Source organism: Bacteroidota bacterium, assembly GCA_017303905.1.
In the GTDB taxonomy this organism is placed as follows: Bacteria; Bacteroidota; Bacteroidia; order B-17B0; family Aurantibacillaceae; genus JAHEYG01.
This window is the reverse complement of the sequence record JAFLBH010000003.1, coordinates 462,178-475,973: the sequence shown is the minus strand read 5'-3', so window position 1 is coordinate 475,973 and position 13,796 is coordinate 462,178. Positions and strand designations below refer to the sequence as shown.

General features: G+C 36.5%; 13 protein-coding genes. 6 read left to right on the top strand and 7 right to left on the bottom strand.

What is annotated here, in order from left to right; all coding sequences use genetic code 11:
* Window positions 1-2 precede the first annotated feature (2 nt).
* Together J0L69_12725 and J0L69_12720 are read right to left on the bottom strand one after the other, a co-directional pair.
* A complete protein-coding gene (locus J0L69_12725; protein MBN8694052.1) occupies window positions 3-1,052 on the bottom strand; it encodes a hypothetical protein in 1,050 nt (349 codons plus the stop codon).
* Window positions 1,045-1,638, bottom strand: a complete 594-nt coding sequence (locus tag J0L69_12720) for an RNA polymerase sigma factor (protein ID MBN8694051.1) — start codon at window positions 1,636-1,638, stop codon at window positions 1,045-1,047. The genes J0L69_12725 and J0L69_12720 overlap by 8 nt, the downstream gene beginning before the upstream one ends.
* 135 nt (window positions 1,639-1,773) lie before the next feature.
* On the opposite strand from J0L69_12720, the gene J0L69_12715 reads away from it, so the two are divergent.
* A complete protein-coding gene (locus tag J0L69_12715; protein MBN8694050.1) occupies window positions 1,774-2,616 on the top strand; it encodes a carboxypeptidase regulatory-like domain-containing protein in 843 nt (280 codons plus the stop codon).
* Window positions 2,617-2,645: 29 nt separating this feature from the next.
* Here J0L69_12715 and J0L69_12710 read toward each other — a convergent pair whose 3' ends face one another.
* Together J0L69_12710 and J0L69_12705 are read right to left on the bottom strand one after the other, a co-directional pair.
* Window positions 2,646-3,518 (bottom strand): glycosyltransferase family 2 protein, encoded by an 873-nt coding sequence (locus J0L69_12710; protein MBN8694049.1) that lies wholly within the window; start codon window positions 3,516-3,518, stop codon window positions 2,646-2,648.
* 18 nt (window positions 3,519-3,536) lie between these two features.
* Window positions 3,537-6,023, bottom strand: coding sequence for a BamA/TamA family outer membrane protein (locus J0L69_12705; protein MBN8694048.1), 2,487 nt, complete (start codon window positions 6,021-6,023; stop codon window positions 3,537-3,539).
* A 56-nt stretch (window positions 6,024-6,079) separates the two neighbouring features.
* Here J0L69_12705 and J0L69_12700 point away from each other — a divergent pair, with 56 nt between their 5' ends.
* Window positions 6,080-6,835, top strand: a complete 756-nt coding sequence (locus tag J0L69_12700) for an RNA methyltransferase (GenBank protein MBN8694047.1) — start codon at window positions 6,080-6,082, stop codon at window positions 6,833-6,835.
* Here the strand turns inward: J0L69_12700 and J0L69_12695 are convergent, their stop codons facing one another.
* Genes J0L69_12695 through J0L69_12685 form a run of 3 tightly spaced genes read right to left on the bottom strand, consistent with a single transcriptional unit; the run spans window position 6,836 to window position 8,220 of the window.
* Window positions 6,836-7,267 carry a DUF1573 domain-containing protein gene (locus J0L69_12695; protein ID MBN8694046.1) on the bottom strand — a complete coding sequence of 144 codons (432 nt, stop codon included), beginning with the start codon at window positions 7,265-7,267 and terminating at the stop codon, window positions 6,836-6,838.
* Window positions 7,257-7,697: a DUF1573 domain-containing protein gene (locus tag J0L69_12690; GenBank protein ID MBN8694045.1), complete on the bottom strand. Its 441-nt coding sequence runs from the start codon at window positions 7,695-7,697 to the stop codon at window positions 7,257-7,259. Before J0L69_12690 ends, J0L69_12695 begins: the two co-directional genes overlap by 11 nt.
* Window positions 7,698-7,716: 19 nt before the next feature.
* Window positions 7,717-8,220, bottom strand: coding sequence for a DUF1573 domain-containing protein (locus tag J0L69_12685; GenBank protein ID MBN8694044.1), 504 nt, complete (start codon window positions 8,218-8,220; stop codon window positions 7,717-7,719).
* Window positions 8,221-8,330: 110 nt separating this feature from the next.
* On the opposite strand from J0L69_12685, the gene J0L69_12680 reads away from it, so the two are divergent.
* The 4 genes from J0L69_12680 to J0L69_12665 all read left to right on the top strand — a co-directional run bounded on the left by J0L69_12680 (window position 8,331) and on the right by J0L69_12665 (window position 13,782).
* The gene (locus J0L69_12680; protein ID MBN8694043.1) at window positions 8,331-10,949 is read left to right on the top strand and encodes a valine--tRNA ligase; all 2,619 of its coding nucleotides are present in this window, start codon (window positions 8,331-8,333) and stop codon (window positions 10,947-10,949) included.
* A 1-nt stretch (window position 10,950) separates the two neighbouring features.
* The gene (locus tag J0L69_12675; GenBank protein MBN8694042.1) at window positions 10,951-12,003 is read left to right on the top strand and encodes a sensor histidine kinase; all 1,053 of its coding nucleotides are present in this window, start codon (window positions 10,951-10,953) and stop codon (window positions 12,001-12,003) included.
* A 24-nt stretch (window positions 12,004-12,027) separates the two neighbouring features.
* On the top strand, window positions 12,028-13,341 hold the full coding sequence (locus J0L69_12670) for a T9SS type A sorting domain-containing protein (GenBank protein ID MBN8694041.1): 1,314 nt from the start codon (window positions 12,028-12,030) through the stop codon (window positions 13,339-13,341).
* A gap of 87 nt (window positions 13,342-13,428) precedes the next feature.
* Complete coding sequence (locus J0L69_12665; GenBank protein ID MBN8694040.1) at window positions 13,429-13,782, top strand: hypothetical protein; 354 nt, start codon at window positions 13,429-13,431, stop codon at window positions 13,780-13,782.
* Window positions 13,783-13,796: the final 14 nt, after the last annotated feature.

The window sequence follows — 13,796 nt, the reverse complement described above, 5'->3', positions numbered from 1 at the left end:
TTTTATTGTTGAATTAGTAATAATTCCTCTGCAGCTCTTTCACTGTAAAATAATTTTTGATTTTTTATTCTTTGAAGAGCTACTTTAGCCTCATCGGTAGCACCCAATCTTTTTAGTGCCAATGCTCTAAAGAACTCCGCCTCTTCTAAAAATACATTTATTTTATTTTTTAAAACTTGATCAAAATAATCTGTTGCTTCAGAAACTTGATACAGATAATAGTGACACATACCTTTATAAAATAAGCAATTGACATCTTCCTTATTAATAGTTAAAAGCAAATCCAATAGTTCAATGCAATGACTGTATTGCTTCTTGTTAAAAGCTAACATGGCGTCTTTAATTATTTCATGCGCGTAATAATCCTGCTCAGCAAAAATGGATGAAGATGATTCATTAATTTCTTCTTTACTAGCGTAAGCAGCAGAAATCCCGTTCTCTCGAGTGTCGATTCCTTTTTTATTTCTGAAATAAAGTTTCGCGTAATCGGCCACTTTTAAATTATGTAAGTAAATAAATGGAGCGTTGGGGATGTAGATGAAATTTTCTTCCGGTTTAAATTCAGGAGTTTTCACCTCTAGTGGCATGATTTCTTTTATCTGAGCATCTTCAAATATTTCATATTTATTCTCATTGTTAGATGTTTCTGAAACTTGAAAATGCTCTTCCGCAACAGATGTTTTTGCACTAATCCCTATAGCTTTTTGTTCACTCTGTATATTTGTTTCCCTTAAAACAGAATCGATTTTTGTAACAAATGTGCTTTGAATGGTGGGATGTGTAAGCTGATTTTGATAATAGAAAAACGCGATATTACAACCAATAAATGCACCACAAATAAGTAAGATGAGCGGGTTCAACCAAGTATTATTACTTTTCGTTTTTTTATCTATTTTACGATAAAGTGTTTTTAAATCTCTTTCGGTGAGCAATCCCGATTCAAAGCTGTATGAAGCCAAATAACTTAATTCATCGGCATGAAATCGCGCCTGAATTTTTCGTTTATCCGGTTCGGCTAATTGCTCATATTTATTTTTTGTTTTCTTATTCATGGCGGGGTTGTGTATGTAATTCTTCTAACAATAATTTCAGTTTACGCTTTCCGTTTTGGATATAACTTTTTATTTCAAGGATGCTATAACCGGTGTGTATGCTGATTTGCTGATAGCTTAAATTCTTTAAATAGAATAGTTGGATGCAAATGCGCTGCTTGTCTTTTAATTTAGGCAGACAATCATTTAAGTTTAACAACATGGTTTCGTCATCTACCAAATGAATGTTGATTTCTTCTTCTAAAACAGGTGTTTTATACTCAAAATCGAAGTAAGAAGCCGCGTTTTTTTGAACGGTCTTCTTTTTTCTTACCAAACTAATGCAATGATTTCTGACAACAAAACTTAACCAGCCCTTGAAGTTTTTTATTTCTTCTTTTTTTAATTCTATCAATAATTTCTCAAATATATTCATCACGGCATCTTTTGCTTCATCCTTGTCTTGCAAATAAAATAAGCAAGTACCGTAAATAGTAGCCACATGGTTTTTAAACAAAGCGGCAAAACTGTTCTTGTCACCTTTCAGTCTGTAATTACCTATGAGTTCTTCATCCGATTTCTCACTATGTTTATTGAATAACCACATATACTTATGGTAAGACGCACGTCTTGAATTAATCCATAAAAATAAATTGTGGGGGGTGTTTTGTGGAATTATACGTATTCCTCGTCTTTAAGTTATAAGATCCCCAAAATATTTTTTAACCATAACAAAAAGAACATGAAAACACTATCAATTTTGGCAGTTACACTCTTGATGAATTGTTTAACTGCATTAAAGGCGCAAAATTCGCATGGCGAAATTAAGGGCTTGATTAAGGATGACGAATACAATCCGGTTATTGGAGCGATTGTGAAAATAACACAGGGTGGGTATTTAGTAGGAGGTACTACAACCGATGAAAACGGAAAATACGTATACAAACCACTCGATCCGGGTAATTACGAAGTAACTGTTACGAGTCCTATGCATGTCACCGCAATAAAGAATAAAATCCCGGTGAAGCCGTCTGAAGCTACCTATGTGGATATCCGAATGAAGATTAATCAACTCGATCAAGTCGATATTACCGCTTATGTTGAAGATTTTGTTGAACCAATGGTTGATGCTACAATTATTGATATAACAAGTATTGGTGCCGAAGAAATTGCACAATCGGTTAATCGTAATGATGGTGTTATGGATATGATTGCAAATAATTCTCCCGGAATGGTGCAGGACAGTGAAGGCGAGTGGCATTTGCATGGAGGAAGAGCAGACGCTACCGAATTTTTAATTGATGGTGTAAAGGTTAGTTCGCTGAATGGTTTACCGGTTACTGCTCTTGAAAATGTGAGTTTAATTAGTGGTGGTGTACCCGCGATGTATGGTGATTTTACAAGTGGCGTTGTAGTTGTTACTACCAAGGATTACTTTAGTGGCATCCGGGCAAAACGGGTAAGAAACGCAGCCCTTGAGGAACAATATCAATTGAAGCAAAGAAGAAAAAGGGATAAACAGGAAGAGGAAAACAGAGCCAAGGAAATTGAGCAGGAGAAATTACTGGAGTTGAAGAATAAATAATTTAAGAGCCGCGTTTAGCGGCTCTTTCATTACAGTAATTTGTAGTTTTTGTATTCACCAGGCCGCCATCCGGTATTTTTCTCAATCACTTGTAAAAATTTATCTTTCACCGATAATTTTATTTTGCTCGCGTCAAATTTAAAATTCCAGTCTTGAGCTTTTACACGCGATTGCATAACACTAGGATGAGTTCCTTTAAATTCCTCTAAACTATCAATCTTGCTGTAATCAAATTCCTCGGTTGCTTCAATATTCTTTTTCATCCAGGCATCATCGTGCCACATTTTATGAAAATTTTCTTGCTTGGCCTGTTGCGCTTTTGGAGGTTTCACCCAGCCATAATGAAAAACTGAAGCATCAATTTTTTTGACGTTTAATTTGCTATCATCGGTTTTTCTAAAACCTTGCGCGTCTTTATAAGAGCGAATGTTTTTATTATTTCGAATGATGCGGATTTCGTTTCTATACCACTTGCGCGAATTTCCAACATAATTATAACTCCCGTAAAAATGCACGTAGTCGAATAATAATCCTTCTACATTTTCATCATGGGCATATTGTTCCATTCCTTTACGGATGGAATCATGGTATTTTTCATGAATCACTTCATCACTCTGAATGTAAAAACACCAGGTGCTGCTTTTGTCAATGGCATCAAACGCTTTGTTGGTTTCTATTGATAGTAATTTACCGCCTTCGCGCAGATTGTCGTCCCACACACTTTCTATTATTTTAATTTTTGGTGATGGAATGCTTTTAATTAATTCCATGGTGCCATCATCCGAATTCCCAACGCTCACCAAAAACTCATCACATACAGGCAATAAAGAAGTAATCGCTTCTACAACCGGATAGTCGTATTTTATTGCGTTTCTTATGATGGTAAAGCCTGTAACTTTCATATGTACAAAACAAATATCTTAAAACGGATAACCAATACCAAAGTTAAGTGTGATTTGTCGTAATGGTTTTTTATCAAAGGTCCAACGATCTCCTTCAGGGTATTTTGGGTCAACAATAGGTGCCGCCGCATCCAAACGCAGAACAAAGAAATTCAAATCCCAACGCAAGCCCCAACCCATACCTACTGCAATTTCTTTATAGAAACGGGTCAACTCAAATTCTCCTCCGGGTTTTGTCGCGTCTTTGTGCAGTAACCAGATATTTCCTGCATCCACAAACCAAGCGCCGTAAAACGAACGAAACATATGGAAACGATATTCAATATTTCCTTCAATAATTAAATCGCCAATCTTATCATATTTAGAATTGGTATTTGTTGGGTCATATCCACCCGGACCCAAAGTACGTGCACGCCATGCTCTCACACTGTTCGGACCGCCGCTAAAATAACTTTGTTCGTAGGGTAAAACATTCAAGTTGCGTAGAGGTTTTCCAACACCAATCATAGTTCGGTAAACCGCTCTGTTCTTTTTGCGAACCGGAATGTATAAACGATAATCAATATCCATTTTTACAAATTGCGCAAACGGAATTCCTGTAATTAAATAACGTCCTAAAGTATCTTGCTTTACATCTGTTAATTGATAAACTCCTCTTAAAACATTTCCTGAAGACGCCAGATTTATTTTTACATAACTTACAGGTTTGCGGGAGGTGTTGTTAATGCCGGTTTGTATTTGATTGTTGTAGGCAACTGTATATCGCGAAAGAGTTGTAATGTGATCTTGAAATGAATTTAAGAGAAATAAATCATTCAACTTAATTAATTCGTCGCGGAACGATTGTAGTAAATTGGCTTTTACCATATACGCTTCAAAAGGAACTAAGTCATGTTTCCATTTTGTTTTGCGTGTTTTAAAGCTAAAACCATAATTGATATTGGTGATAATGCGGTTAAATTCCGGACGTCTTTGATAATTCAGAGAGGTATTAATATAAGTTCTCGGAAAAGCATCTTTTTTAAATGGGAATAACGAGAATGGAAATGCCGCACGTGGTACCGAGAACCGCATGGATGGTCCGAATTGAATGGTGTTAAATGTACTTGATACATCTTTAATATCACTTTGTCCTGTGTTGAATTGTCGTTGTGCGATAATCGCTCCATTTAAACTCAATTCAAATAATTCCGCTCCTTTGAGTAAATTCTTATTTTGAAATAATAAACTGCCATCAATACCCAAGTTACCGGAGGTGTTAGTTCCTTCAGTTTCGATGGTAATAGATTGTTTGATGATTGGCTGACAAATGATGTAGCAATCGAGTTGATCGTTATAGTATGGATTTTTCACATACTGAATCACCACGGTTCTGAAAACACCAAGATTTAGTAAACGTTTGTAGGTTTTTTCCGCCAATGTTTTTTGGAATACTTGCCCTTTAAAAAATTCGATGCTGTGACCAATAACACTCTTCCTGAATTTTAAAGAACCTTTTAATAGAAACTTATAGTCTTCATATGAAATGGTGTCTTTAAAGTATTCGTCTTTGTAAGAAGATTTTAAATTTTCAGTAATGATGTAAATGTTGTTTACGTAATAGCGCGGGTGCTTTACATAAGAAACAGAATCTTTATTTTGATCAATAAATGCCGGGAATTTTTTAAAGGAAACATTGATGTTAAGTTTTTTATTTCCAATGGTGGAATCAACTTCAAAAAACACATAATCTTGCTCAAAGAAGTAATAACCATTATCCATTAATTGAGCAGTTATACGCTCTCTTTCTAATTGCATAACATCGGCATCGTATGGATCACCGTGATTTAGTTTACTGTTAACCGTATCTCGATTTACGTAATACGCAAGTTCTTCTTCCGGGAAGGTGTAAGTAATGTTGTTAATGTAATAGCGCGGTCCAGGTACTACATGGTAATCAACTTGTGCCTTTTTCTTTCTTTTTCTAAAGGTGACACTATCATCTACTTGCGCGTAAAAAAAACCTTTCGAAAATAAGTATCGTTTTATTTGGGAAGCCGATTGTTTGGTAATAGCGGAATCGTATATAACCGGTTCTTCGGCAATCTCTAATAAACTTTCTCTGAAGGTTGGTTTATCTTTGTTTTTAAGTCGCGGTTCTTTGGCTGGTTTACCTTTTTTAGTACGTTTTTCGTTTTTTACCTTGTTTTTAGCAATACGTTTTTCGTTTTTGCGATCAAATCGTGCGTCGCGCTTTTCTTTTTTCCGTACCATTTTTTCCTTATTTATTTTGGTATAAAGCCAAAGATTAAAAGGCAGAACAGAAAGTATTTTCCGATTTGGTTTTTGACGGATGTAAGGTTCAATATCGTGTTTATCAACCTTGTTTTTTAAATCACCCTTTATGGAGATGCCGGTTACTAAATATTCATTTTCTTTTAACTGGCGGGTGGTGTTACATGAATAAAGGGATAAAAGAAGACTAACCAATAATAGTTTAAAAAACGTTTTGTTTTTAAAACTCATATTTAACAAAGTGCCCAATATTGGTTATTTTTATATCCTACGAATTTAACTAAATTATGATAAGTAAAGGTCAAATTAAACAAGTAAAGGCTTTGCATCTTAAGAAATTCAGAGACGAACAGGGCTTGTTTATTGCTGAGGGTGTGAAAATTGTGAGCGAGATTATTCACTCACATCCAAGCATGATCGAACACTTATTTGCAACCGACCAATTCATAAAAGCTAATGCTTCTGTACTTGGAAAAAGCGAAAAAACAGTTAGCGTAAATGATGCGGAGCTCGAGCGTATCAGTACATTACAAACTCCCAATCAAGTGTTGGCGGTTTGCAAGAAGTTTCCAAAACAAAATCCGACAATTGATATAACTAGACAATTTTCGTTATACCTCGATGATATTCGTGACCCCGGTAACCTCGGAACCATTTTGCGCATTGCCGATTGGTTTGGGATTGGTGAAATTTTTGTATCTGAACAAAGTACCGATTTATATAACCCAAAAACAATCCAGTCTGCGATGGGTGCGTTTTTAAGAGTGAAGGTTCATTATATGAATCTTGATAGGGTAGTAGCTGATTCGAATGCGCCGCTATATGGAGCAGTTTTGAATGGCGAAAACATCTATAAACAAAAATTACAGAACGGTTTAATCATAATAGGTAACGAAGCAAACGGTATTACGGATGAAAATTTGAAAAAAATATCGCACCCCATCACCATTCCGGCTTCTTCAGCCAATCAAACAGAGTCGTTAAACGCAGCTATGGCTACCTCCATTATTTGTTCCGAATTTTTCCGGCAGATAAAACTCTGATTACTTTTTCAGTACAACTCCCTTAAAGCGGATTTTAGCAGGAGAATTAGAAGCATTGGAAATTATTTCAACAATACGGTCTTGTCGGTCGTAAACAGTTTTTGTATCAAATTTCACGATGATTTTACCGGTTTGTTTGGGAGCAATGGGTTGTTTTGGAAATTCAACACTGGTGCAGGAACATTCTACTTTGCTTTCAGTAATAATGAGAGGGGCTGTTCCTTCGTTGGTAAAATTGTATTCAATACTTACAATTTCTCCCTTTGTCACAAACCCAAAGTTTTTCTTAGCGTCTTCAAATTTGATTTTGGCCTGAGCCTGTAAATCTTTTCCGCCAAGAATAATTAGCAGTGTGAGCAAAAAGGTTTTTAAATAAAAAATCCCCCTGAAAGCAGGAGGATTTTTTAAAGTATTATCAATATTATTTTGCATCAGGTGTTGGTGCAGGTTTAACTTCACCTTTAATTTTCACTTTAACAGTTGCAAACTTACCGTTTGATGTTACCGTTACGTTTTTCTCGAAACGACCGGCACGTTTTGTATCGTACTTCACTTTAATTACACCGGTTTTGCCAGGTAAAATTGGTTCTTGAGGCCATCCCGGTTTACCGTCGATAGTTGTTGAAGTACATCCGCATTCACCTTGTACACTTGTAATGGTTAATGGTGACTTTCCAACATTTTTAAATTTGAATTCGCGAACGCCGTTAGCATCGTAATCAACTGTACCGAAATCAATAGTTTCATTTTCAAATTTAATTTCAGGTGCATTTGGGTCAGTATTTGGAACCACTGATTCCTGAGCATTGCCGCTGATGGCAAACATCATAAACAAAGCAAGTATGGCTGTAATTTTTTTCATGTTAAGTGCTATTATAGTATTATGATTTCTTTTCTACCGGCGCACCTTGTGAAGGTTTGTTCTCAGGGAATGCATCTTCAACAGGTTTTGCTTCAATGTTTCCTTTAATTTGGATAGTTTGAGTACCTGATTTAGCATTTGAGTTTACAGTAACCGTTTTGTAAATAGGACCAACACGTTGAGTGTCGTATTTCACTTTAATTACACCACTTTTGCCCGGTAAAATTGGTTCTTTCGGACATTGAGGTACTGTACATCCGCAGCTTCCCATGCAATTGGTAATAACTAATGGTTCTTTACCATTATTAATAAATTTAAACTCACATTCACCATTATCACCTTGCTTAAGGTTTCCGTAATCATGAGTGGTTTTGTCGAATTTAATATCAGCTAAGCTGGCTGGAGTTCCGGCAGGATCCTGAGCACCATGATTATGGCCATCATTAGCAGAATGAACTTCTTGAGCGAAAGTGAATGCAGTTAAGCCTGCAACTAATCCTAAAGTTAAAATGAGCTTTTTCATATTTTTGAGTTTTGTTTTTGTTTAGTTACTAAAATCATACCAAAGATAATAATGCCTTGGTCTAATTCGAGTATTTTTGCGAAATTTAACAAAAATTTGATTACCCCTCAATGGAAATAGCTAAAACATACAGTCCTAACGACGCAGAGCAAAAATGGTACCCTTATTGGTTGGAGAAAAAGTTCTTTAAATCAGTGGTTGACAAATCTAAGAAGCCTTACACCATCGTTATTCCTCCGCCAAATGTTACGGGTGTTTTGCATATGGGACATATGTTAAATAACACCATTCAGGATGTTTTAATTCGTCGTGCGCGTATGCTTGGCTACAATGCGTGTTGGGTTCCAGGAACAGATCATGCCAGTATTGCTACTGAAGCTAAAGTTGTAAAATTATTAGCGGATAAGGGTGTTAAAAAATCCGACTTATCACGTGAGGATTTTTTAAAGCATGCCTGGGAATGGAAAGAAAAATATGGCGGAATTATTTTAGAACAACTAAAAAAATTGGGCGCCAGTTGCGATTGGGATCGTACACGCTTTACAATGGAAGATGATTTGAGTGAAGCGGTAATAGATGTATTCATTGATTTATATAATAAGGGTCATATCTATCGTGGTGTACGAATGGTGAATTGGGATCCTCAAGGATTAACCGCCGTAAGTGATGAAGAGGTAATTTATAAAGAATCAAGCAGCAAATTAGTTTACGTAAAATATAAAATAGAAGGTACTAACGATTTTGTAACCATCGCTACCACTCGTCCCGAGACAATCATGGGCGATACTGCTGTGTGTGTAAATCCAACAGACGAACGTTATGCTCACTTGAAAGGAAAAAATGTGATTGTACCGGTAGTTAATCGCGTGGTTCCTTTGATTTTTGACGAATATGTAGATGCAACTTTTGGAACAGGTGCTTTAAAAGTAACACCTGCACATGATATTAACGACTTCAATTTAGGTCAGAAATATAAATTGCAAACGATTGATGCACTTACACCGGATGGAAAAATTTCGGAGGCAGCAGGCGCTTATGTAGGAATGGATCGTTTCGCATGTCGTAAACAAATCGTAAAAGATTTGCAGGAAATGGGTTTGGTAGAGAAAGTGGAAGATATCAAAAACAAAGTTGGTTACAGCGAACGTACAGATGCGGTTATTGAGCCTAAATTATCCATGCAGTGGTTCTTGAAAATGGATAAGGTTAGCAAACCTGCATTGGATGCTGTGCTTAATAACGACGTAAAATTAATTCCGGATAAATTCATAAACACCTATAAACATTGGATGGAAAATGTACACGATTGGTGTATTAGCCGTCAGTTGTGGTGGGGACAAAGAATCCCGGCTTGGTACGATAATAAAGGAAACACGGTAGTTTGTAAAACAAAAGAAGAAGCCATTCAGTTATTAAAAACAAATGATGTTACGCAAGATGAAGATGTTCTTGATACTTGGTTCTCTTCTTGGTTATGGCCTTTAACTGTTTTTGACCCTGGCGTAATTCGTAATGGTTGGGAAAAAGCAAACGAGGATTTGAAATATTATTATCCAACCAGCGATTTGGTTACGGCACCCGAAATTTTATTTTTCTGGGTGGCGCGAATGATTATTGCAGGTAAAGAATATACCGGAAAAAAACCATTTACCAATGTTTATTTAACCGGCATCGTGCGCGATAAGCTGGGAAGAAAAATGAGCAAGAGTTTAGGCAATAGTCCTGATCCATTGGATTTAATAGCAAAATATGGTGCAGACGGTGTTAGGGTAGGAATGTTGTTGTGTTCTCCGGCGGGTAATGATTTAATGTTTGATGAAAGTTATTGTGAGCAAGGAAGAAACTTTGCGAATAAAGTTTGGAATGCCTTTCGACTTATCAAAGGATTTGAAGTTGGGAATGTAGAACAAAGTGAGGCACAAAAAACAGCCATCACCTGGTTTGAGAATAAATTAAGCGAACAATTGGAAATCATTAATGATCATTATACGAAATACCGTATGAGCGATGCTTTAATGGCAACATACAAATTGGTATGGGATGATTTTTGCGCTTGGTATCTCGAGGCAATTAAGCCTGATTTTATAGACGGCAAAGCACAGCCAATTGACAAGGCAACTTACGATGCTACGATTTCATATTTAGAAAGTTTATTGAAAATTATGCATCCATGGATGCCATTTATTACCGAAGAAATTTGGCATTTGATAAAGGAACGCAGTGAAATGGATTGTGTAATTGTGGCGAAGTGGCCGCAAGTAAAATCAACCGATGCACGTCAGTTGATGGAGTTTGAAGTAGTGAAAGAAATTGTGGCGATGATCCGTAATATCCGCGCGCAAAAACAATTATCACCAAAAGAAAAATTGAAGTTGATAGAAAAATCGGATGCTACGCATTCTTATTTTGATAAGTTAGTGATGAAATTGGCTAACTTAAGTGAAGTTGAGTACACGAAGAATAAGGTGGAAGGTGCGTTTTCATTCATGATTCAATCCACCGAGTTTTTTGTTCCGCTTTCTTCTAATGTAAATAAAGACGAAGAAAAAGCACGCTTGCAAAAGGAGCTTGAATACAACCAAGGTTTTTTGAAGTCGGTACAAATAAAATTAAGCAACGAAAAATTCGTAGCGAATGCAAAACCGGAATTAGTGGAGTTGGAAAAGAAAAAGCAAGCCGACGCGGAAGCAAAAATAAAGGCGCTGGAAGCACAACTTTCAGCATTATAAGATGAAAGATTTTAAAGTTTCAACCTTACTCATTTGGTTAAGCCTGTTAAGTGCTTTGCTTTGTGCAGCTGCGCTTACGGTTTATCAAGTGTCGTGGGGCGGAGGCTTTGATTTAGCGGCAGTACTCATATTATTCTTCGCTTTTTTTATTATTACATTTTTTGTTCTTTACTTCATTTACAATCCTTTTGTATTTGATAAAATCAAAGTGGTGAATGAAGAATTGAAGAAAGTTATTCCTCAACGGGAAATTCCGGATACTAATTTCAGTCTTGATGAAATTGACCCTATTACGCAGTTGGAAAATGAAGTGAAAAAGATAGCGCAAGAGCGTCAGAAGGAGTTGGAACATTTGAAGAATCTCGATAGTTACCGTAAAGAATATTTAGGAAATGTTTCCCACGAACTCAAAACCCCGGTGTTTAATATTCAGGGATATGTGTCCACTTTAATTGATGGCGGATTAAGCGATCCAACTATTAATCTCGATTATTTAAAAAGGGCCGATAAGAGCATTGAGCGGATTATTCACATTATTGATGATCTGGAAACCATTACTCAATTGGAAACGGGTTCATTGGAGCCGGAGTATGAAAAGTATGATATCATTGCTCAGATAAAAGATATCATTGAGCAATTAGATATGGTGGCGCGTAAGAAAAACATTTCTGTCACCCTTACTAAAAAATCGGACAAACCACTTTATGTTTTGGCTGATAAATTCAGGATTCGTCAGGTGTTTGTTAATCTTATTACCAACAGTGTAAAATATGGCAGAGACGGCGGAAAAACGGAAATAGGATTGTCTCAGTATGATGATGAAGTGATTGTTGAAATTAAGGATAACGGCATCGGAATTTCAGAAGAACATCTGCCACGCTTATTTGAACGTTTTTATCGGGTGGATAAAGGAAGAAGTCGCGAGCAAGGCGGAACGGGTTTGGGTTTAGCCATAGTTAAACACATTATTGAAGCGCATCAAAAAACCATTGGTGTAAAAAGTAAAGTAGGGGAGGGAACAATTTTTACTTTTACCTTAAACAGGTCTCTTTAATTTAAAATAAAAAAACCTATAAACATGAAAAAACAATTACTACTTTTTTCTTTTCTGGTATTTTCCCTCTTGATTAAGGCACAACATGAGCAATGTGCCACATCATATGCATTAAAAAAGGGAATAGAAGCAAACGCGGGTGCAGCCTCTTTTTATACGGCCGAACAGTTGGCAAATAGATGGTTGGCAAATAATAAATCCGCCGCTCATCACAATAAAACAAAGGCCATCATCAAAATTCCGGTGGTGTTTCATGTGGTGTATAAGAATGCCGCTCAAAACATTCCCGATTCAAATATTATTTCTCAGCTTCAAGTATTAAACGAGTGTTTCCGTAAGCAAAACGCGAATTATACGAATACACGTCCTATTTTTGATACCATTGGCGCTGATTGTGAAATTGAGTTTTGTTTGGCCGACAAAGATCCGCAGGGAAATCCAACCACAGGAATTATTCGTAAATCTGCACCCTCTACGGCAGCATTCGATCCTTTAAATGGCTTTGATGCTGTAAAATCTCCTGCAAAAGGCGGGGATACTTTATGGCCTGCGAATCAGTATTTAAATATCTGGACCTGCGACATGAGTTTATTCAGTTTCACTTTTGTATTGGGTTATGCTCAGTTTCCCGGAATGAATCCCCAAACCGATGGTGTTGTTATTCAGTACGATTATTTAGGGAAGTATTCTAAACCTAAATTTTTAGGAAGAACAACGGTTCATGAAGTGGGCCATTGGTTAGGCATGCGTCATATCTGGGCTGATGATGCTCCGGGTATCGGACAGCAAGGTACCTGCGACTCAACCGATTTTGTAGGAGATACGCCTAATTGTAAGAGTCAATCTGCTTCCGGTTCTTGTAATACTTCAACAAATACTTGCTCAAATGAAGACTCGTATTGGAGCACAATTGATCCACCGGATATGGTAGAAAACTACATGGATTATAGCAGTGATAGTTGCATGACGATGTTTACGAAAGGACAAAAAGCAAGGATGTATTCGTTTTTAAATACCAATCCGGATAGAATGGCCATTACCACAAGTACAGCAGGATGTAATACTTATGCAGGCATTCATGATATAGATGATTTTAACGCTCATGTTGAATTATTTCCGAATCCGGCATCGGATGTGGTAAAACTTAATTTAAAGAATTTATCACATGCAGGTTATTCCTATGAAATTTACAATGCGAATGGTCAGCTCATCACCAAGGAAGCCCTGAATTATTTGTATTCGGAAATAGATGTGAAAAGCCTCAGCAACGGTTTGTACTTTGTTAAAGTATACAGCGAATACCATACAGCTACAAAGCGGTTGGTTATAGCGCGATGATTTATTAACATTTCCTCTGTTATTCTTAAAAAAAAATTTTGCTAAACGGGTCTAATATCTGTAAACTTGCACATAATTTTTAATAAGATGGCAGAGATTCATATAACCGGTATTCAGTATATTGAGATTAACAATCAGGAAGATTTAGAGTTTAAGTACAAACCGGATGTACCAAAATTAAAGTTGGTAGGAAATATTATCGTGGCTGAAGATGAAGAATCGGATGATGATCAAAGTGTTGTATTCTTAACTCAAAAGCAATTAAATCAGGTTTTAAGCAATAAGGACGTAGAGTTAAAGTTAGTTGATGATCGTTGGTATCCTGCAAAGCCTTTAAGCAAAGAACAAGTTAAAAAAGTTGGACTTGTTGGAATTGATGCCGAGTATTTAGGAGCCGCGGGCGATATAAAATGTTACGAAGCTGTAAAAATCAGCGAATAATAAGCTAATCCCGA